At 58.9% G+C, this 18,755-nt stretch carries 19 protein-coding genes; 11 read left to right on the forward strand and 8 right to left on the reverse strand.

Annotation, left to right across the window (positions count from 1 at the left end; translation table 11 throughout):
- The first annotated feature begins 192 nt into the window (after window positions 1–192).
- Window positions 193–1,530, forward strand: coding sequence for an NADP-specific glutamate dehydrogenase (gene gdhA / locus AC1RS8_RS20050; protein ID WP_057713228.1), 1,338 nt, complete (start codon window positions 193–195; stop codon window positions 1,528–1,530).
- Here the strand turns inward: gdhA and AC1RS8_RS20055 are convergent.
- The 3 genes from AC1RS8_RS20055 to AC1RS8_RS20065 form a co-directional block, all read right to left on the reverse strand.
- Window positions 1,527–2,021, reverse strand: a complete 495-nt coding sequence (locus AC1RS8_RS20055; RefSeq protein ID WP_057713229.1) for a GreA/GreB family elongation factor — start codon at window positions 2,019–2,021, stop codon at window positions 1,527–1,529. The two genes, gdhA and AC1RS8_RS20055, sit on opposite strands and share 4 nt — an antisense overlap.
- Window positions 2,022–2,239: 218 nt before the next feature.
- Window positions 2,240–4,093, reverse strand: a complete 1,854-nt coding sequence (locus AC1RS8_RS20060) for an Lnb N-terminal periplasmic domain-containing protein (protein WP_489339254.1) — start codon at window positions 4,091–4,093, stop codon at window positions 2,240–2,242.
- Between the two features lie 232 nt (window positions 4,094–4,325).
- On the reverse strand, window positions 4,326–4,814 hold the full coding sequence (locus AC1RS8_RS20065; RefSeq protein WP_007970900.1) for a DUF3015 domain-containing protein: 489 nt from the start codon (window positions 4,812–4,814) through the stop codon (window positions 4,326–4,328).
- A gap of 420 nt (window positions 4,815–5,234) precedes the next feature.
- Between AC1RS8_RS20065 and AC1RS8_RS20070 the strand changes: the two genes are divergently transcribed.
- Both AC1RS8_RS20070 and AC1RS8_RS20075 read left to right on the forward strand, forming a co-directional pair.
- Window positions 5,235–7,673: a Lon protease family protein gene (locus AC1RS8_RS20070; protein WP_090451497.1), complete on the forward strand. Its 2,439-nt coding sequence runs from the start codon at window positions 5,235–5,237 to the stop codon at window positions 7,671–7,673.
- A gap of 240 nt (window positions 7,674–7,913) precedes the next feature.
- A complete protein-coding gene (locus AC1RS8_RS20075; RefSeq protein WP_008052055.1) occupies window positions 7,914–8,255 on the forward strand; it encodes a PA4575 family protein in 342 nt (113 codons plus the stop codon).
- A 6-nt stretch (window positions 8,256–8,261) separates the two neighbouring features.
- Here the strand turns inward: AC1RS8_RS20075 and AC1RS8_RS20080 are convergent, their stop codons facing one another.
- Window positions 8,262–10,091 carry a hypothetical protein gene (locus AC1RS8_RS20080; protein ID WP_489339253.1) on the reverse strand — a complete coding sequence of 610 codons (1,830 nt, stop codon included), beginning with the start codon at window positions 10,089–10,091 and terminating at the stop codon, window positions 8,262–8,264.
- A 171-nt stretch (window positions 10,092–10,262) separates the two neighbouring features.
- Here AC1RS8_RS20080 and AC1RS8_RS20085 point away from each other — a divergent pair, with 171 nt between their 5' ends.
- From AC1RS8_RS20085 to bamJ, 3 genes are all read left to right on the forward strand, one after another.
- Entirely contained in the window at window positions 10,263–10,751 is a 489-nt protein-coding gene (locus AC1RS8_RS20085) for a TIGR00645 family protein (protein ID WP_007970904.1), read from the forward strand.
- Window positions 10,752–10,954: 203 nt separating this feature from the next.
- The gene (locus AC1RS8_RS20090; protein ID WP_218497994.1) at window positions 10,955–11,245 is read left to right on the forward strand and encodes a DUF6482 family protein; all 291 of its coding nucleotides are present in this window, start codon (window positions 10,955–10,957) and stop codon (window positions 11,243–11,245) included.
- A gap of 121 nt (window positions 11,246–11,366) precedes the next feature.
- The gene (bamJ, locus tag AC1RS8_RS20095; RefSeq protein ID WP_008022510.1) at window positions 11,367–11,984 is read left to right on the forward strand and encodes a BamJ family beta-barrel-assembly machinery protein; all 618 of its coding nucleotides are present in this window, start codon (window positions 11,367–11,369) and stop codon (window positions 11,982–11,984) included.
- Between the two features lie 138 nt (window positions 11,985–12,122).
- Here the strand turns inward: bamJ and AC1RS8_RS20100 are convergent, their stop codons facing one another.
- The 3 genes from AC1RS8_RS20100 to AC1RS8_RS20110 all read right to left on the reverse strand — a co-directional run bounded on the left by AC1RS8_RS20100 (window position 12,123) and on the right by AC1RS8_RS20110 (window position 14,098).
- Complete coding sequence (locus AC1RS8_RS20100) at window positions 12,123–12,380, reverse strand: PA4570 family protein (RefSeq protein ID WP_008052059.1); 258 nt, start codon at window positions 12,378–12,380, stop codon at window positions 12,123–12,125.
- A gap of 204 nt (window positions 12,381–12,584) precedes the next feature.
- Complete coding sequence (locus AC1RS8_RS20105) at window positions 12,585–12,926, reverse strand: zinc ribbon domain-containing protein YjdM (RefSeq protein ID WP_008154270.1); 342 nt, start codon at window positions 12,924–12,926, stop codon at window positions 12,585–12,587.
- 203 nt (window positions 12,927–13,129) lie between these two features.
- Window positions 13,130–14,098, reverse strand: a complete 969-nt coding sequence (locus AC1RS8_RS20110) for a polyprenyl synthetase family protein (RefSeq protein ID WP_090451493.1) — start codon at window positions 14,096–14,098, stop codon at window positions 13,130–13,132.
- A gap of 239 nt (window positions 14,099–14,337) precedes the next feature.
- Here AC1RS8_RS20110 and rplU point away from each other — a divergent pair, with 239 nt between their 5' ends.
- The 5 genes from rplU (at window position 14,338) to AC1RS8_RS20135 (ending at window position 18,097) form a co-directional block, all read left to right on the forward strand.
- Window positions 14,338–14,652 (forward strand): 50S ribosomal protein L21, encoded by a 315-nt coding sequence (gene rplU, locus AC1RS8_RS20115; RefSeq protein ID WP_003176051.1) that lies wholly within the window; start codon window positions 14,338–14,340, stop codon window positions 14,650–14,652.
- 35 nt (window positions 14,653–14,687) lie between these two features.
- Entirely contained in the window at window positions 14,688–14,945 is a 258-nt protein-coding gene (rpmA, locus tag AC1RS8_RS20120) for a 50S ribosomal protein L27 (protein WP_003281574.1), read from the forward strand.
- Between the two features lie 195 nt (window positions 14,946–15,140).
- Window positions 15,141–16,364, forward strand: coding sequence for an Obg family GTPase CgtA (gene cgtA / locus AC1RS8_RS20125; protein ID WP_056728711.1), 1,224 nt, complete (start codon window positions 15,141–15,143; stop codon window positions 16,362–16,364).
- Window positions 16,365–16,501: 137 nt separating this feature from the next.
- Window positions 16,502–17,620: a glutamate 5-kinase gene (gene proB / locus AC1RS8_RS20130; protein ID WP_489340649.1), complete on the forward strand. Its 1,119-nt coding sequence runs from the start codon at window positions 16,502–16,504 to the stop codon at window positions 17,618–17,620.
- A gap of 12 nt (window positions 17,621–17,632) precedes the next feature.
- Complete coding sequence (locus AC1RS8_RS20135; RefSeq protein ID WP_090451491.1) at window positions 17,633–18,097, forward strand: CreA family protein; 465 nt, start codon at window positions 17,633–17,635, stop codon at window positions 18,095–18,097.
- A gap of 184 nt (window positions 18,098–18,281) precedes the next feature.
- Here AC1RS8_RS20135 and rpsT read toward each other — a convergent pair whose 3' ends face one another.
- Complete coding sequence (gene rpsT, locus AC1RS8_RS20140) at window positions 18,282–18,560, reverse strand: 30S ribosomal protein S20 (RefSeq protein ID WP_007970922.1); 279 nt, start codon at window positions 18,558–18,560, stop codon at window positions 18,282–18,284.
- Between the last annotated feature and the right edge of the window lie 195 nt (window positions 18,561–18,755).

Below are 18,755 nucleotides of genomic sequence, written 5' to 3' on the forward strand. Positions count from 1 at the left end.
CCCTTGTGGTGCAAAAGCCAGATCTTGAATCCCTGTTCGGGTGCAAAAAAGGCCAGAAAGCCGGAATAATTTATATCCTGTGCACCATTTAATTTCATGAATGCGACATTCTGCTCTGTTCCTGTGCGTGAATCGTTTGTTACAGTCCGGCTCAATCTCCTCCAACGACAATAAATTTGCCGAGACTTTTCCATGATCGAATCCGTCGAATCCTTCCTTGCGCGCCTGAAAAAACGCGACCCGGACCAACCCGAATTTCACCAGGCTGTCGAAGAAGTCCTGCGTACCCTGTGGCCGTTTCTTGAAGCCAATCCGCATTACCTGACCTCCGGCATCCTGGAGCGCATCTGCGAGCCGGAGCGGGCGGTGGTGTTTCGCGTGTCGTGGGTCGACGATCAGGGCAAGGTCCAGGTCAATCGTGGTTTCCGCATCCAGATGAACAGCGCGATCGGCCCGTACAAGGGTGGCCTGCGTTTCCACCCGTCGGTGAACATGGGCGTCCTGAAATTCCTCGCGTTCGAGCAAACCTTCAAAAACTCCCTGACCTCGCTGCCCATGGGCGGCGGCAAGGGCGGGTCGGACTTTGATCCGAAAGGTAAAAGTGATGCGGAAGTCATGCGCTTCTGCCAGGCCTTCATGAGCGAGCTGTACCGCCACATCGGCGCCGACGTTGACGTACCGGCCGGTGATATCGGTGTCGGCGCGCGGGAAATCGGTTTCCTGTTCGGCCAGTACAAGCGCCTGAGCAACCAGTTCACCAGCGTGCTGACCGGCAAAGGCCCAAGTTACGGCGGCAGCCTGATTCGCCCGGAAGCCACCGGTTTCGGTTGCGTGTACTTCGCCGAAGAAATGCTCAAGCGTCGCGGCCTGGCCGTGGAAGGTAAGCGCGTAGCGATCTCCGGTTCCGGCAACGTCGCGCAATACGCGGCGCGCAAGGTCATGGACCTGGGCGGCAAAGTGATTTCGCTGTCCGACTCCGAAGGCACGCTGTATTGCGAAAGCGGTTTGACCGAGGAGCAATGGCTGGCGGTGCTGGAGCTGAAGAACGTACAGCGCGGGCGTATCCGTGAACTGGCCGACCGTTTTGGCCTGGAGTTCCGCGCAGGTGAGCTTCCGTGGAGCCTGAGTTGCGACATCGCGCTGCCGTGCGCGACGCAAAACGAACTGGATGCCGAAGCCGCTCGCACCTTGCTGCGCAACGGCTGCATCTGCGTGGCCGAAGGCGCGAACATGCCGACCACCCTTGAGGCGGTGGACCTGTTCATCGAGGCGAACATTCTGTTTGCGCCGGGCAAGGCATCCAACGCCGGCGGCGTGGCGGTGAGCGGGCTGGAAATGTCGCAGAACGCCATGCGCCTGGCGTGGACCGGTGGCGAAGTGGACAGCAAACTGCACGCGATCATGCAGTCGATTCACCACGCTTGCGTGCATTACGGCGAAGAGAATGGCCGGGTCAACTACGTCAAGGGCGCGAACATCGCCGGCTTCGTCAAAGTCGCCGATGCCATGCTGGCCCAAGGCGTCGTCTAAGTCGGTTCGATACGGATCACTTCAATCAGTTGATCCCCGGCGGGGCGCTGCCACAGCACTTCGTCGTTGAGTCGTGCGCCGAGCAGCGCCCGACCCAGCGGTGAGCTCCAATTGATCAGGCCGTGGGCGGCATCGGCCTGATCTTCGCCCACCAGTTGTACCCGGCGTTCGGTGGCGTGTTCATCGGCGTAGGTCACCCAACTGCCGATCTGCACTTTCTCGGTCGAAGTCGCGGCGGGTACCACCTGAGCGCTGCCCAGGCGCTGCTTGAAGTAACGCAAATCACGTTCGAGATCCGCCAGGCGCTGCTTGTCGGCCTGTTCGCCTTTTGCCGATTGTTCGGCGTGCAGGGATTGCAGTTCGGCGACTTTTCCCTGCAACAGGTTCAGGCCTTGCGGCGTGACGTAATTGGTCTGCGCGCTGACCTGCCGTTCGACTGGCTGATCGGCTTGCGCGGCGGCACTATCTTCATTGACGAAGGCACGGCTCATGGAATTCTCCCGGTATAGGATTTGGGCCATGGTCGCAGGCATTTGGTTTCACTGGATGTCTGAAAGCGACTTACGGCGAGTGATAGCCTGTCTGCAACCGACGATTCTCAGTGGGAGCGAGCTTGCTCGCGATGAGGGACTGACATTCAACAAGTGTGCTGGCTGAAAGGCCGCCATCGCGAGCAAGCTCGCTCCCACAGGGTGGGAGGTGTGTCAGGTCAGTAGTGATACCACTTCAGCTCAAGCATCACTTCGTTCTCGGCCGTCGCCAAATGGCTGAACTCGCGCCGGGCGCTCAAGCGCAGTCCGAGATTGCGGGATATTTCCCATTGCTGATTCAAGCTCAGGCTACGGCGCACCTCGCCATTGGTGAAGAAATCGCCCTTGGCTTCCAGGCTCAAATTGCCCAACGGGTTTTTCCACAGCACACCACTGTTGAACCCGGCGGCCGGGGCAATGAAAGCGGCGAAATCGTTGTTGTGCTCGATGCGCACAGTGCCCAGGGCAAATCCGAGCAGGTCATCGCCCAGTTGCCAGGTGCCACCGCCACCGCCGTTGACGTGGCTGACCAGGGTTTGGTCATCGTGCTTGCCCGGCACTCGCTCCAGACCACCGGTGACTTGCCATGACAGCGGTTGCAGCAGCTCGTTACGCGGGGTCAGGGAGCGAATCGTTGCCAGGTCCAGTTGTTGCACTTGCCATTCATTGCTTTCGTACTGGCGCAGTTTCAATTGCAGGATTTCGATCTGCGCGCCAAGGGGAAAGCTTTCGTTGTTGTCGTTGAGGTCGTGATAAGCCATGCGCAAGCCGTACTCGCCAAAGGCTTTATCTCCACGGCTGCCGAGGCCGAGCTGCCAGGTGCGGGACTCGTGACCGTCTTCAGGCAGGCCCGGTTGCGGGATATCCAGCTCCGGCGCCGGGTTCTGGTTGATGGCCCGCAGCAGTTCGAAGCTGCGCTGGGCGCGTGCCGGGTCGCGTTCCTGGCCATTGGCGCGGTAACGCTCCAGACGATAGGCCGCATCGATGATCAGCGCCTGACGGTCGCGGGCTTGCGCCTTGAACGCCGGGTCCTGCAATTGTTTCTGATCGGCGCTGACTTTCAGCACCCACTGTTGCTCTTCAGGGTCCAACGGCTCGGCGCGGCTGAGCAACTCGCGCTCCCGGGACGGACGATACTGGATCGATTCCACCAATCCGGCATCTTTCACGGCTTTGACGGTGTCGGTCGGGATGGCGGTGAGCGGGAATTGCTCGGTCAGGCGCAGGCCCGGTCGGGCCACTTGCAGCAGTTCCAGCAAGCGGTATGAGCAGTTTTCGTCGAAGAAGAAATAGTCGAACTTGATCTGCTTCAGCTCCCAGACGTGCTCGACCATGCGCGCGGTTTCCTGTTGGGTCAGGTTCAGGCGGTACTCCCACAGGTCGCGGTTTTCCAGGCTGCGGTATTCCGAGAGCTTTTCCTGATAGGGCACCATCGCGAACAGGCCGGGATAGCCGCCCATCAGGCCTTTCCAGGCATAGATGATGCTGTTGTCCGAGCCCTCGATGTAAGCGCCGAAGTTGATCGCGTAACTGAGTAGCGAAGTCTTGTCGCTCTTCACCTCGGCCTGGTCGATGCGCAACAGGGTATGGCCGAACATCGAGGACGGGCTGTTCAGGTAAGCCGCCGGGAAGATCATCACCGCGCTGTCGGGCGAGACGTCCTTGAACCATTGCTTGAACCCGGCGCAGTCCGGCGTCGGCAGTCCGGCCAGGCCGAGTTGCTCTTTCAGCCAGCGGGTGCGGGCCGGGTAGACGCATTGAGCGTGTGTTTCACCGGCACTGGCCGGGGCGTACAAGGCTTGTACAGTCGCCGCCAGTTCATGGTCCGGATGTTCATTGCCGTCAGCGGCGAGGAAGAACTTGCGGTCACTGACATAGCTGCGCCAGCCGCCGAGCTTGGCGGTTTCGTAATGGCCCAGGGATATCCAGAAAGGGTCGTTGGCCAGTTGCTGCAAACGTTGTGGTTCGATGTGAGGCGCGGCGGATAGCGGGGCGCAGACACACAGCGCCAGCCAGGCAAGGCGTTTGAGCATAGAAGGCAACTTAAACAGGAAAAAATAAAGACCCAACGAGGTGGATGCCGTTTGCCTGTAGGAGCTGGCTTGCCAGCGATGGTTTCAAAGGCGCTGTGTTTATCCAGTAAACACGCGTGATCGTTAACGACCATCGCTGGCAAGCCAGCTCCTACAGTCAGCGACATTACCCAAAGAGGGGCAGGTCCAAAAAACAAAACCCGCTTCCCGAAAGAAGCGGGGCGGGTCGAGCTTAAGCCTGAGTCGCGTACTTGGCCAGACGAGGGTCGGCTTTGAGCACGGCCAGGGTATTGGTATGCACGTCTTCTGCGGTCACGTCAGCCTTGCTGAAGATCTGCTGGAAGTGCTCGTGAGTGACGGCGGCGAAGTGCGCACGGTCTTCCGGCGCCACGCCCAGTACCACGGCATAGGTGGTCAGCGCTTCGCCCTGACCCTTGGCCATGTCTTCGGACAGCTCGTTCATCATGCCATTCATGGCAAACCAGGATTTGCCGCCATAGGTCAGCGACGCATTGGTTGCGCAACCGTTGGTGCCGGAGGTCATGCCGAAGGTTGCGTTGCCGGAGGTTCCGTTGGTGGTGGATGCCAGGAAGTGAGCTGGAGTACCACGCTGGCCTTCGAACAGCATGTTGCCCCAACCGCAATCCGGACCGCCAGGCGCTTGCGCCATGGCATTGATGGATACAGCGGTGAAGAGAGTACCAAGAAGAATCCGTTTCATAGCTTTGTTCTCTTTGTGTGCGTACCAATAGACAAGGGAGTCTGGCCCCGGCTCTGCATGCAAACTGCCTGCGCGACAATCATGCTGCGTTGAAAGCAGGCTCGGAATGCTCATGTAGGCCCCTACACTCCGCTTCCTTGCCTGCTTTCGCCTTGCCTGATCGCCGCTCGGCGAGTTTTCCTGCAGACCCTTCCGGTGCCAGTGGGCCGGTCATTAGTCCAGCCGCGCAGTTTGGAGTTTAGGCACGATCACAGGGTTCCGTGATTTTTTGCAAAACATTCATGGAAAACGGCCGCGCAAGCCCGGCCCGCCTGGGGTTGGCCGGTTGACGGTGATCAGGCCTGCGGCGCTCCTTGCCAGTCGGGCATGGGCGGCGCCAGAATGCTGCCATCTGCCCCGCCTGATTGTTAAGGAAGCCCGATGCCTGATCCTGTTGCTGCCAGCTTGCGTCTAGCGCCCGAAGCGCTGACCCGTCCGTTTTCCGCTGAACAGTTCAGCTTCTCTACCACCAATGATCTGGAGCCCTTTCGCGGTGTGCTTGGCCAGGAACGTGCGGTCGAAGCCTTGCAGTTCGGTGTGGCCATGCCACGCCCCGGTTACAACGTATTCGTCATGGGCGAGCCCGGTACTGGTCGGTTCTCGTTCGTCAAACGCTACCTCAAGGCCGAAGGCAAGCGCCTGCAGACCCCGGCGGACTGGGTCTACGTCAACAACTTCGATGAACCGCGCGAACCACGTGCCCTGGAGTTGCCGTCGGGCACTGCCGGTAACTTCATTGGTGATATCAATGGTTTGATCGACAACCTGCTGGCGACATTTCCGGCAGTATTCGAGCATCCGTCCTACCAGCAGAAGAAAAGCAGTATCGACCGCGCCTTCAACCAGCGCTACGACAAGGCCCTGGACGTCATCGAGCGACTGGCGCTGGAAAAGGAAGTTGCGCTGTACCGCGACGCCAGCAACATCGCCTTCACCCCGATGAGCGACGGCAAGGCGTTGGACGAAGCTGAGTTCGCCCAGTTGCCGGAAGCCGAGCGTGAGCGCTTTCACGAGGATATTTCGGCACTGGAGGAGCGCCTGAACGAAGAGCTCGCCAGCCTGCCGCAGTGGAAACGCGAGTCGAGCAACCAGCTGCGTCATCTGAACGAAGAAACCATTACCCTGGCCTTGCAGCCATTGTTGTCGCCATTGTCGGAGAAGTACGCCGAGAACGCGGCGGTATGCGGTTATCTGCAGGCGATGCAGGTGTACTTGCTCAAGTCCGTGGTCGAGCAGCTGGTAGACGATAGCAAGACCGACGCTGTCGCCCGCAAGTTGCTGGAAGAACAATACGCGCCGAGCCTGGTGGTCGGTCACTCGGCCAGCGGCGGTGCGCCGGTGGTGTTCGAGCCGCACCCGACCTACGAAAACCTTTTTGGCCGGATCGAATACAGCACCGATCAGGGTGCGCTTTACACCACCTACCGCCAACTGCGGCCGGGTGCCTTGCACCGGGCCAATGGCGGTTTCCTGATCCTTGAAGCGGACAAAATGCTCAGCGAGCCGTTCGTGTGGGATGCACTGAAACGCGCCCTGCAATCACGCAAACTGAAAATGGAATCACCGCTGGGTGAACTGGGCCGCCTGGCCACCGTGACCCTGACTCCGCAACACATTCCGTTGCAGGTCAAAGTCGTCATCATCGGTGCCCGTCAGCTGTATTACACGCTGCAAGACCTCGATCCGGACTTCCAGGAGATGTTCCGCGTCCTGGTGGATTTCGACGAAGACATCCCGATGGTCGACGAGAGCCTGGAGCAGTTCGCCCAGTTGCTCAAGACCCGTACTTCCGAAGAAGGCATGGCACCGCTGACCGCTGATGCGGTGGCACGTCTGGCGACCTACAGTGCACGTCTGGCCGAGCACCAGGGGCGCTTGTCGGCGCGTATCGGTGACTTGTTCCAACTGGTCAGCGAGGCGGACTTCATCCGCCATCTGGCCGGCGATGAACGGACCGACGCGGGGCATATCGAGCGCGCGCTCAAGGCCAAGGCCACACGGACCGGTCGTGTGTCGGCGCGGATTCTCGATGACATGCTGGCCGGGATCATCCTGATCGACACCGCGGGCGCGGCGGTCGGCAAGTGCAATGGCTTGACGGTGCTGGAAGTCGGCGACTCGGCCTTTGGTATACCGGCGCGGATTTCCGCCACGGTGTACCCGGGCGGCAGCGGTATCGTCGACATCGAGCGCGAGGTCAACCTCGGGCAGCCGATCCACTCCAAAGGCGTGATGATCCTTACCGGCTATCTGGGCAGCCGTTACGCCCAGGAGTTTCCGCTGGCGATTTCCGCGAGCATCGCCCTGGAGCAATCCTACGGTTATGTCGATGGCGACAGCGCTTCTTTGGGTGAGGCTTGCACCCTGATCTCGGCCTTGTCGAAAACCCCGCTCAAGCAGTGCTTTGCCATCACCGGTTCGATCAACCAGTTCGGCGAAGTGCAGGCGGTCGGCGGAGTCAACGAGAAGATCGAGGGCTTCTTCCGTTTGTGCGAAGCCCGCGGGTTGACCGGCGAGCAGGGGGCAATCATTCCTCACGCCAACGTCGCCACCCTGATGCTCGATGAGAAGGTGCTGGCGGCGGTGCGTGCGGGTCAGTTCCATGTCTACGCGGTCCGTCAGGCCGACGAAGCCTTGAGTCTGCTGGTCGGCGAGCCGGCCGGCGAACCGGACGAGAATGGCGAGTTCCCTGAAGGCAGCGTGAACGCGCGGGTCGTGGAGCGCCTGAGGGTTATCGCGGAAATGATCAGCGAAGATGATCTCAAGGAAGCCGAGAAGGAGTTGGCGCAAGAGGCTTTGGCGGAAACCAAGCCGGCCTGATGCAGTAACTCATGTGGGAGCGAGCAAGCCCGCTCCCACATTTGTTTGTGTGAACCCTGGAAAAGCGTCGTCGAACTGACGTCAATATTCACACTATGACCATTCGGCGCCTTTCGGTCTTGTCTCGGCCTGCAAGGCAGACTTTTCTTCTATTCTCTGCTCAAGGATATCGACGTAATCACAGGATCGAAACAGCCTTCCCATGGGGGCTGAACACCGGATCTACCGAGGGTCGCCGCCATGTCGCGCAACCTCTGCCTCACCCGTCAATGCCTGGGCCTTGTGACCCGTATCGAATGTGCCATCCGTCCATTGGCGGGAGATACGGGCATGTGGACTCTGTTGTTCGCCGCCGGAATGGCCGGTGAACAACCTTCGGCCATCAAGGCCCAAGGCCCGTTCCACGGTCCGTTCGTCGCTGAATCAATCCTCGACACCATCGTTGAAAGCCTGACCCTGCACGGCTACGAGTTGGCCGACGATCCGCAAATCTGGTGCCTGCACCTGCAAGCCCAACTGCGGGAAATCAACGGTGGTCGCTGCCGGAACATGGGCGGCTTCGAGTTTCACCCCGAGCACTGAGTGGCACTATTGATCAAGGCGCGTCATGTCGGCCTTGTCGAGTTTGACTTCGAAACCATATTGCACGGTGGTGAGATCAGTGCGCTGATAGGTTTCCAGGCGCGTAGGCTGCCCGTAGAAGTAATGCACGGCAAACTGCGCCGGCCCCTGTGCGCTCGCGCCATGACTGACCGATAGAATCTCCTTCAAGTAACTACCGCTGTCGTCCTTGGCGAAAAAGCGCCAGTCCTGGGCGGGAAATACCTTCAGGTCCACTACCAGTGCATTGTCTTTGAGCGCGAGGCCCTTGGGCAGTTGACGGGCTTCGACGGTTTGCTTGTCGACCGTGGCCAGGAACATCGGCATCGAGCCCACCGCATAGGCCGGGGTTTGTGGAAACAGATTCAGATCGTAAGTGATGGTGCCGCGCAGGGGATCGATCTGGTACGCCTCTGACGGCAGTTCGATCGGCTCGTCGCGATTGCCACGAGTGTCTTCGGTAAAGAAGCTCACCGGACTTTCACCGGGGTTGAACGATGTACCGAGCAGCTCATCGTTGAAGGTACGCAGGTGAGTGAATTCGATTCGCGCAGCGCTGGGGTCGTCGACCGACTGACTGATGCTGACGTTCTTTTTCAGTTGTTCCTCACTCAGCGTTGCCCCTTTCAGCCAGCCCGCCGCCTGGTCGTCATAGACCACCACGGACAGGTTCAAGGGCTGGATGGACTTGTCCGTGGTATAGGCATCGAAGCGCCGGATCGGCAGGTCGAGGTCCTTTCGGGTGACCGTGACGGCGGAAAAATCCAGCATGCTGACTTCGAGAGTTTCGATCGTCCCGTTGAAGTACACCTTCGAATAATGTCGAGCCTGCTGTTTCTCAAAGTTGCGTTGCTCTTCATCGAGCTGTTTTTCCAGGGACTCGCTCCAGCTCTTTTGCTGCTGCATCTTGGCCAGTTGCTGCTGATAGAAGGCAATTTGTACCGAGGTTTCGTTGATTGAACCGGCGCGCGCGATGAATTGCCCGGTACTGTCCCTGGCCTGGACGATCAGCGGGTTGAGCGGTGCTTCACTGACTTCGGGGGCCAGCGGCGTGCTGTTGTTGTATTCGATCTCCGCGTAGTTGTTCGTCAATGTGAGGAGGGTGACGCTCAGGTTGTCATTGGTGCGGGTCTGGCCTACGTCCTTTTTCGTCAGGTCGAAGCTGTAGAGGCGCCGTGGCGCGATGACTTCGACTTTGCCTTGCAGGCTCACCGGTTGCGGTTGCTGCTTTCTGTCAATGTCGAGGCCTTCGATGAAGGGGTAGGCCACGGTCAGGTCATCGGGGTTGGTCAGGTTGGAGCTCGATGGGCTGAGCTGAATGCCGGGGTCGGTTTCCGACCATTCCGGCTGGAATGGAATCACCCGTTTGTTGCTTAGCGTGACCGACTGCCATTCCAGGCCATGGGGAAACAAAAACGCGGCAGGAACGCTGAACGTGAAGGGGAACACTGGCTGCAGATCGATCAGATAGTCGGAACCGGAGTCCTTTTGCAGCACGAACACCCCGTTGATGTAGGTGTCGACCAGGGCCTGCGGGCTCGGGTAGTGCTTGAGCATGGCGAGGGCGTCTTCGCCGTATTCGGTTTCCACCGGCTTGCTGTCGAGCTTGAGTTGCGCGCGTTCGAGCAGCAGCAGTGAGCCGCCCAGCTCCGACACGGCATCCTTGAGCTTCGGATCCTGAATGGCGTCCAGCGACTTTTCGAACTGCGCGGTTTTTTCTTCGAGGCTGACCTGGCGTTTCTCTTCGCTGGGTGAGCAGCCGCTCAGCAGCAGCGCCAGGCAAATTCCGGCACTCGTCAAAGGCAATTGCACATCCATTTCCAGTCTTCCTGTCCGACATCACTGAGCAGTCAATGATTTGGACACTAGCAGAAAAACTTTGATACACAGGCGCAGGTGACGGATTTTTCGACGGTTTCTGGCTGCTTCTGGGTATGGACGGGTGGCTGGTATACTCGCCGCCATTTCCAGTCCAACGTGTGAGATTCAATGGAACGCTTTATCGAAAATGCAATGTACGCCTCGCGCTGGCTGCTGGCGCCGATCTATTTCGGCCTGTCCCTCGGACTGCTGGCGCTGGCACTGAAATTCTTCCAGGAAGTCTTCCACGTCATCCCGAACGTGTTTTCGATGGCCGAATCGGACTTGATCCTGGTGCTGCTGTCGCTGATCGACATGGCCCTGGTGGGCGGTTTGCTGGTGATGGTGATGATCTCCGGCTACGAGAACTTCGTCTCGCAACTGGACATCGACGACAGCAAGGAAAAGCTCAACTGGCTGGGCACCATGGACTCTTCGTCGCTGAAGATGAAGGTGGCCGCATCGATCGTGGCGATCTCGTCCATTCACCTGCTGCGCATCTTCATGGACGCCAAGAACGTCGATCCCGAGCATTTGCAGTGGTACGTGATCATCCACATGACCTTCGTGGTTTCGGCCTTCGCCATGGGTTACCTGGATAAAGTCACCAAGCACTGATTTCAACTTCCATTGTGGGAGCGTGGCTTGCCCGCGATGGCATCACTGCGGTTCATCGTTAGACCGAGGTGATGCCATCGCGGGCAAGCCACGCTCCCACAGGGTTGCAAAACAGACGGGCGGCGTCGTTTGTGGCTTGTGCTTTGATGCGCCGAGGCCTATCCCTGTAAGTATGTTGGTTCGCCACTGCGTGAGGTGCGTTCATGACCCTGAATGAGTTGAATGCGTATGCCGTCGCCGGGAAGGTCGATGAGCTGAACCTGATCTCGATGGAGGGGGGCATCTACCTGCTGGAGGCGCGGATGCATGGCGCGGCGTATCCATTGAGCGATACCCACGGACACATGATGAGCCTGCGTTCGGTGGAGCATGCCCGTGATGTGCTGCGCTCCTTTCCCAAGTTGCACTTCAACCTTGTGCACACGGTCGTGCACGACGAAATGTGCGGTCTGGTTGCCGATGTTGAGGAAAACCTGAAGGTGCCGATCGCCTGAGGTCCCTCATCAAAGGCATGACATCTGTGCTAGTCTGCTGGCCCTTTTGGTTCCGGGCGCTCCGGGACGCGCTGTGCACGCATGGCAAGTTCCCGAGCCGTCCGCACAGCGGAGCAGTGTCATGTCCGAAGTAAATCTGTCCACCGACGAAACCCGCGTCAGCTACGGTATTGGCCGTCAGCTGGGCGACCAACTGCGCGACAACCCGCCACCGGGCGTAAGCCTGGACGCGATCCTGGCTGGTCTGACCGACGCATTCGCCGGCAAGCCAAGCCGTGTGGGTCAGGAAGAAATGTCCGCCAGCTTCAAAGTCATCCGCGAAATCATGCAGGCCGAAGCTGCAGCCAAGGCTGAAGCGGCTGCTGGCGAAGGCCTGGCCTTCCTGGCTGAAAACGCCAAGCGTGAAGGCATCACCACTCTGGCTTCCGGCCTGCAGTTCGAAGTCCTGACCGCTGGCGAAGGTGCCAAGCCATCCCGTGAAGACTCCGTGCGTACTCATTACCACGGCACCCTGATCGACGGCACAGTGTTCGACAGCTCCTACGAGCGCGGCCAGCCAGCAGAGTTCCCGGTTGGCGGCGTGATCGCCGGATGGACCGAAGCCCTGCAACTGATGAACGCCGGTAGCAAATGGCGCCTGTACGTGCCGAGCGAGCTGGCATACGGCGCTCAAGGCGTTGGCAGCATTCCGCCGCACAGCGTACTGGTATTCGACGTCGAACTGCTCGACGTTCTGTAAGACCCGCTGATTACCTGTACCTGTAGGAGCGAGCTTGCTCGCGATGGGCGTTAACGATAACGCGGCCATCCTGAATGAACGCGGTGTGTTTGAGTTCTTCGCGAGCAAGCTCGCTCCTACAAAGTTTTGCAGCGTTTTTCATATTTCGATCTTGTGGTGCAGTTCACTGTGCGGGCGCAACGCCCGGGCATAGCAGAACAGAAACAGATTACGCACCAGTTCCTTGAGCACCACCGGCTCACTGGAACTCAGGCCATTGAGGTCAAGATCACCTTGGTCCTGCAGTTCGCTCAAGGCTTCCTCTTCAAGCACGGCACAGACTTCCCCGGTTTCCCGATGCAGGATCCTGAGGTAAGGGTGTGGGCGGTCCAGCCAGGCATCGATCAGATAAGTCATGGTTCTCATCTCCATTGAAGGTTTGATGAGAATAATTCTTATTCATCAAATAGCAAGGGCCTATTGGCGGTTTGTGCTTTTTTCCGGGTAAAGATTGCGTCAGGTCAAAACGACTGGCGTTTGGCTATTGCGAGGAATTACTGGGCGAAGCAGGGGAGGGTGAGGGGCCATCCCACGCCAGGTGCGGGATGGCGGACAGCAGGCTCAGACTTTTCTGACGAACTCGGACTTGAGTTTCATCGGGCCGATGCCGTCGATCTTGCAGTCGATGTCGTGATCGCCATCGCACAGGCGGATGTTCTTGACCTTGGTGCCGACCTTGACCACCAAAGACGTACCCTTGACCTTGAGGTCCTTGATCACGGTGATGGTGTCGCCGTCTTGCAGGACGTTGCCGACCGAATCCTTTTTCACTGTGTCATCGGACACAGCTTCGGCTTCACCGCTGGCGGACCATTCGTGGGCGCACTCGGGGCAGATCAGCTGGGCGCCGTCTTCATAGGTGTATTCGGAATTGCATTTTGGGCAGGGTGGCAACGTGCTCACTAAGGCTCCTTGGATTCAGGATCGCTAAAAAGCGCACATTATATAGGGTTTTAGCCGGGAGGGGTGCAGCGCAGGAAAACCTGTGGGGAACAAACCTGTGGGAGCGAGCTTGCTCGCGATGGCGTCCTTTCAGTCAACAACAATGTTGAATGTAAGTGCCTAATCGCGAGCAAGCTCGCTCCCACAGGGGGCTTGCAGTGTTGTCAGTGCGTACGCGCGACCGCGAACTCGCTCAGTTCAACCAGTGCATCGCGGTACTCGCTGGCAGGCAGCGCTTCGAGACACTTGATTGCGCGTGCCACATAGTCGCGTGCCAGTTGCGCGGTGTACTCCAGCGAGCCCGAGGCTTCCACGGCTTCGCGGATGCTTTCCAGGTCTTCGATTCCGCCTTTCTGGATCGCCTTGCGCACCAGGGCGGCCTGTTCCGGCGTACCTTCGCGCATGGTGTAGATCAGTGGCAGGGTCGGCTTGCCTTCGGCCAGATCGTCACCGACGTTCTTGCCCAGGGTTTCGGCGTCGCCTTTGTAGTCGAGCAGGTCGTCGACCAGTTGGAAGGCCACGCCCAGATGATCACCGAATGTACGCAGGGCTTCGGCCTGTTCCGGCGTGGCCTGGCACAGGGCGGCGGCGCTGTGGGTCGAGGCTTCGAAAAGCATCGCGGTCTTGCCGCGGATGACTTCCATGTAGGTTTCTTCGGTGGTGCTGGCGTCCCGCACCTTCGACAGCTGCAATACTTCGCCTTCGGCGATGATGCGCGTGGCTTGCGAAAGGATCTTCATCACCGGCATCGAGCCAAGTTCGACCATCATTTCGAATGAGCGCGAATACAGGAAGTCACCGACCAGTACGCTTGGCGCGTTGCCCCACATGGCGTTGGCGGTCGAGCGGCCACGGCGCATGCCGGACATGTCGACCACATCGTCATGCAGCAGGGTGGCGGTGTGCAGGAACTCGATGGTCGCGGCCAGCAGACGCAGTTCGTCGCCCTCACGGCCAAGAGCCTTGCCACACAGCAACACCAATAAAGGGCGCAGGCGTTTGCCGCCGGCCGAGGTAATGTAATCGCCGATTTTCGATACCAGCGGCACTCGGGAAGTCAGCTGCTTCTTGATGATGCCGTCGACGGCGCTAAAATCGTCCGCCACCGCGCGGTAGAAAGCTTGGGGTTGCATCAGCGACAGTCGCTCCAGAAGGGTTGCGCGGCATGCTAGGACCCACGCTTGCAGGTGTCAAGGCGCGATGGACGGCCTCTTGCAAGGCTAGCGTGGCTTGCGTACAATCGCGCACCCTGAACTTCCTGGGCAGCACCTGCCTTACGCAATTGCAAGCGGGCCTCCAGCCCCATGCAGCCATGCCAGCCAATACCTCTTCTTATAAAGAGCTGGGTGAGCAGGATTATCGGAGAAATACCATGTCTTATGCAGTAATCGTTACTGGCGGCAAGCAGTACAAAGTCGCCCCAGGTGAATACCTGAAGATCGAAAAACTGGAAATCGCTACCGGCGAATCCGTTACCTTTGATCGCGTTCTGTTGGTTGCCAACGGTGACGACGTGAATATCGGCGCTCCAGTTGTTGCTGGCGCTACCGTTGTGGCTGAAGTGATCTCCCAAGGTCGTCACGATAAAGTCCGCATCATCAAGTTCCGTCGCCGTAAGCACCACATGAAGCGTATGGGCCACCGCCAGTGGTACACCGAGATCAAAATCACCGGTATTCAGGCTTAATTACAGCCTAATTCCTCACTAGGAGAATTGAACTCATGGCACACAAAAAAGCTGGTGGTAGTACCCGTAACGGTCGCGACTCAGAAGCCAAACGCCTTGGCGTGAAGATGTATGGCGGCCAGGCTATCAAAGCAGGCAACATCATCGTGCGTCAGCGCGGCACCCAATTCCACGCTGGCTACGGCGTTGGCATGGGTAAAGATCACACCCTCTTCGCTAAAGTCGAAGGCGTGATCAAGTTCGAAGTAAAAGGCGCCTTCGGTCGTCGTTACGTGAGCGTAGTCGCAGCTTAATTGCGCGATCGCTGGAAAAGCCCTGTCTCGCGACGGGGCTTTTTCGTTTGTGGGGTGAGTCTCTTGCAAAGCTGTTTGTATGGGCTGTCGGCGTACGATGTAGGTATCGTGGTTCAGGGTCGCTGCGCTCATTTTTGCAAGAGTCTTATGTCTTGATTGTTTTTCGGCTCGTCCGTATGGCGAGAGGCGTTTGTTATGAAGTTTGTTGATGAAGTATCGATTCGCGTAAAGGCTGGTGACGGCGGCAATGGCGCCATGAGTTTCCGTCGGGAAAAATTTATCGAGAACGGTGGCCCGAACGGCGGAGATGGCGGTGACGGCGGTTCCATCTACATGATGGCCGACGAAAACCTCAACACCCTGGTGGACTACCGTTACACCCGGCACTTCGATGCCGAGCGTGGCTCCAACGGCGGCAGCACCGACTGCACCGGCAAGAAGGGTGAAGACCTGATCCTGCGCGTTCCGGTCGGCACCACGGTGATCGACTCCGCGACTCAGGAAGTCATCGGCGATCTGACCAAGGCCGGTCAGAAGTTGATGGTGGTGCAGGGCGGCTGGCACGGTCTGGGCAACACCCGTTTCAAATCCAGTACCAACCGTGCGCCGCGCCAGACCACTCCGGGCAAGCCGGGCGAGCAGCGCGACCTGAAGCTGGAAATGAAAGTACTGGCTGACGTAGGTCTGCTGGGTTTGCCGAACGCCGGTAAAAGTACCTTTATCCGTTCGGTTTCGGCTGCCAAGCCGAAAGTTGCCGACTACCCGTTCACCACGCTGGTGCCGAACCTGGGTGTGGTCAGCGTCGATCGCTGGAAGAGCTTCGTCATTGCCGATATTCCGGGTTTGATCGAAGGCGCTTCCGAAGGTGCTGGTCTGGGCATTCGCTTCCTCAAGCACTTGGCGCGTACGCGTCTGCTGCTGCACCTCGTGGACATGGCGCCGCTGGATGATGCCAGCGCACCGGATGCCGCTGAAGTGATCGTCAACGAGCTGATCAAGTTCAGCCCGTCCCTGGCGGAGCGTGATCGCTGGCTGGTGCTGAACAAGTGCGACCAGATCCTTGATGAAGAACATGATGTTCGCGTCAAGGAGATCGTTGATCGCCTGGAATGGACTGGTCCGGTCTACGTTATCTCGGCTATCTCCAAACTCGGTACCGAGCGTCTGTGCCATGACATCATGCGTTACATGGAAGATCGTGCCGATCGCCTGGCCAATGACCCGGCCTACAAGGAAGAGCTGGCCGATCTCGATCAGCGCATCGAAGACGAAGCTCGCGCGCAACTGCAGGCGCTGGATGACAAGCGTGCCCTGCGTCGCAGCGGCGTGAAGTCGGTCCACGACATCGGCGACGATGATTGGGACGAAGAAGATGTGGATGACGAAGACGGTCCGGAAATCATTTACGTGCGTGACTGATTCGTTGCGATAAACTTAAGCGCCGCTCAATCGAGCGGCGTTTTGGTATCTGGAAATCGATTGTTGGCCACGAGTAACCACGAATAACGTCACGGGCAGCGCTGGGTCGCGCTGCCCTCAAGCTAAGGTTGAAGATGATGCGGAGCAAGGTGACAGGTGCGCAGCGTTGGGTCGTGAAGATCGGCAGCGCTTTGCTGACGGCGGACGGCAAAGGCCTGGATCGCGCGGCAATGGGTGTCTGGGTTGAGCAGATGGTGGCCTTGCATGAGGCGGGTGTCGAGCTGGTGCTGGTGTCCTCCGGGGCGGTGGCGGCCGGTATGAGCCGTTTGGGCTGGACCTCGCGACCCAGTGCGATGCACGAACTTCAGGCTGCCGCCGCAATCGGCCAGATGGGGTTGGTGCAGGCCTGGGAGTCGAGCTTCGCCAAGCATGGCCGGCATACCGCGCAGATTCTCCTGACTCACGACGACTTGTCCGACCGCAAGCGCTACCTGAACGCCCGCAGCACCTTGCGTGCGCTGGTCGAACTGAAGGTTATCCCGGTGATCAACGAGAATGACACCGTGGTCACCGACGAAATCCGTTTTGGCGACAACGACACCCTGGCGGCGCTGGTGGCGAACCTGGTCGAGGCGGACTTGCTGGTGATCCTGACGGATCGCGACGGCATGTTCGATGCTGATCCGCGCAACGATCCGGATGCCCAGCTGATTTACGAGGCGCGCGCCGATGATCCGGCGCTCGACGCGGTGGCGGGTGGCACCGGTGGTGCGCTGGGGCGTGGTGGTATGCAGACCAAATTGCGTGCTGCGCGTCTGGCGGCCCGTTCCGGTGCTCACACCATCATCGTTGGCGGGCGGCTTGAGCGTGTGCTGGATCGCCTCAAGGCGGGCGAGCGCATCGGCACCCTGCTGTCGCCGGAGCGCGGCATGTTGGCGGCGCGCAAGCAGTGGCTGGCCGGTCATCTGCAAACCCGTGGCACTCTGGTGCTGGATGCGGGTGCGGTGACTGCGTTGTCTCAGGGCAACAAGAGCTTGCTGCCGGTTGGGGTCAAATTGGTGCAGGGCAGCTTCCGTCGCGGCGAGATGGTGGTTTGCGTGGCGCCGGACGGTCGCGAGATTGCCCGTGGCCTGGCCAACTACAGTGCGCTGGAGGCGCAAAAAATCATCGGTCAGTCGTCTGAGGCGATTGTCGGTCTGTTGGGTTACATGGCGGAACCGGAGCTGGTTCACCGCGATAACCTGATCCTGGTCTGAAGGAATACCTGAATGCGCGTGGCAAAAGGATTGTTGGGATTGCTGTTGGCGATGCCGCTGCTGGCGTCGGCCGAAGAGATCGGTCAGGTGTCGACGGTCTTCAAGTTCGTCGGGCCGAATGACCGGATCGTGGTCGAGGCCTTTGATGATCCCAAGGTCGACGGCGTGACCTGCTATCTGTCGCGCGCCAAGACCGGCGGGGTGAAGGGTGGTCTTGGTTTGGCCGAGGACCGTGCCGAAGCGTCTATCGCTTGCCGGCAGGTCGGACCGATCAGCTTCAGGGGTGAGCTCAAGGATGGTGACGAGGTGTTCAAGGAGCGCACGTCTCTGGTGTTCAAGACCATGCAGGTGGTGCGCTTCCTCGACAAAAAGCGCAATACGCTGGTGTACCTGGTGTACAGCGATCGCCTGATCGAGGGCAGTCCGCAGAATGCGGTGACGGCGATTCCGATTTTGCCTTGGGCGCACGCTCAGTAACCTTACGCAAAACGAAATGTGGGAGCGGGCTTGCTCGCGAATGCGGTGTATCAGATGACGTGTGCGTCTACTGACACTCCCTCTTCGCGAGCAGGCCCGTTCCCACATTTTTTTGTGTCGCGTTCATCAAATCGCAGGCAATAAAAAACCGACCCTGAGGTCGGTTTTTTAATGAACGAGTCGCTTAGGCAGCAGCGGCAACGTTCAGGGCCTTCACGTGGCCATTCAGGCGGCTCTTATGACGAGCGGCCTTGTTCTTGTGGATGATGCCTTTATCGGCCATACGGTCGATAACTGGCACAGCCAGAACGTAAGCAGCTTGAGCTTTGGCAGCGTCTTTTGCGTCGATGGCCTTAACTACATTCTTGATGTAGGTACGAACCATGGAACGCAGGCTGGCGTTGTGGCTGCGACGCTTCTCAGCCTGTTTTGCACGTTTTTTGGCGGAAGGTGAGTTGGCCACCGTCGAGCTCCTCGAAAGACTTTTTAGGAAATAGCAAACAAAATAGGCCGCGAATCATGCCGATGAGTTGAGGTCTTGTCAAGGGCGGTTGAGACGTTCCGCTAAGTGGTAGGTGCTACACCTCTGGATATTTCTTTCCAGCGTGCGACCTGTAAACTCGCGAGCTTTGGCTCTGTGCTGTTGCGGCGCGGAGTA

The sequence above is a fragment of the Pseudomonas sp. GW821-FHT12A04 genome, from assembly GCF_058807755.1.

Excerpts from the sequence above, each read along its gene's own strand:
- AC1RS8_RS20110 (WP_090451493.1), bottom strand. The coding sequence starts at position 14,098 with ATGCAACCCCAAGCTTTCTACCGCGCGGTGGCGGACGATTTTAGCGCC.
- AC1RS8_RS20090 (WP_218497994.1), top strand. The coding sequence starts at position 10,955 with ATGACCCTGAATGAGTTGAATGCGTATGCCGTCGCCGGGAAGGTCGAT.
- AC1RS8_RS20070 (WP_090451497.1), top strand. The coding sequence starts at position 5,235 with ATGCCTGATCCTGTTGCTGCCAGCTTGCGTCTAGCGCCCGAAGCGCTG.
- AC1RS8_RS20060 (WP_489339254.1), bottom strand. The coding sequence starts at position 4,093 with ATGCTCAAACGCCTTGCCTGGCTGGCGCTGTGTGTCTGCGCCCCGCTA.
- rpmA (WP_003281574.1), top strand. The coding sequence starts at position 14,688 with ATGGCACACAAAAAAGCTGGTGGTAGTACCCGTAACGGTCGCGACTCA.
- AC1RS8_RS20075 (WP_008052055.1), top strand. The coding sequence starts at position 7,914 with ATGTCGCGCAACCTCTGCCTCACCCGTCAATGCCTGGGCCTTGTGACC.
- AC1RS8_RS20135 (WP_090451491.1), top strand. The coding sequence starts at position 17,633 with ATGCGCGTGGCAAAAGGATTGTTGGGATTGCTGTTGGCGATGCCGCTG.
- proB (WP_489340649.1), top strand. The coding sequence starts at position 16,502 with ATGCGGAGCAAGGTGACAGGTGCGCAGCGTTGGGTCGTGAAGATCGGC.
- rplU (WP_003176051.1), top strand. The coding sequence starts at position 14,338 with ATGTCTTATGCAGTAATCGTTACTGGCGGCAAGCAGTACAAAGTCGCC.
- cgtA (WP_056728711.1), top strand. The coding sequence starts at position 15,141 with ATGAAGTTTGTTGATGAAGTATCGATTCGCGTAAAGGCTGGTGACGGC.
- gdhA (WP_057713228.1), top strand. The coding sequence starts at position 193 with ATGATCGAATCCGTCGAATCCTTCCTTGCGCGCCTGAAAAAACGCGAC.
- AC1RS8_RS20085 (WP_007970904.1), top strand. The coding sequence starts at position 10,263 with ATGGAACGCTTTATCGAAAATGCAATGTACGCCTCGCGCTGGCTGCTG.
- AC1RS8_RS20055 (WP_057713229.1), bottom strand. The coding sequence starts at position 2,021 with ATGAGCCGTGCCTTCGTCAATGAAGATAGTGCCGCCGCGCAAGCCGAT.
- AC1RS8_RS20080 (WP_489339253.1), bottom strand. The coding sequence starts at position 10,091 with ATGGATGTGCAATTGCCTTTGACGAGTGCCGGAATTTGCCTGGCGCTG.
- AC1RS8_RS20065 (WP_007970900.1), bottom strand. The coding sequence starts at position 4,814 with ATGAAACGGATTCTTCTTGGTACTCTCTTCACCGCTGTATCCATCAAT.
- AC1RS8_RS20100 (WP_008052059.1), bottom strand. The coding sequence starts at position 12,380 with ATGACTTATCTGATCGATGCCTGGCTGGACCGCCCACACCCTTACCTC.
- bamJ (WP_008022510.1), top strand. The coding sequence starts at position 11,367 with ATGTCCGAAGTAAATCTGTCCACCGACGAAACCCGCGTCAGCTACGGT.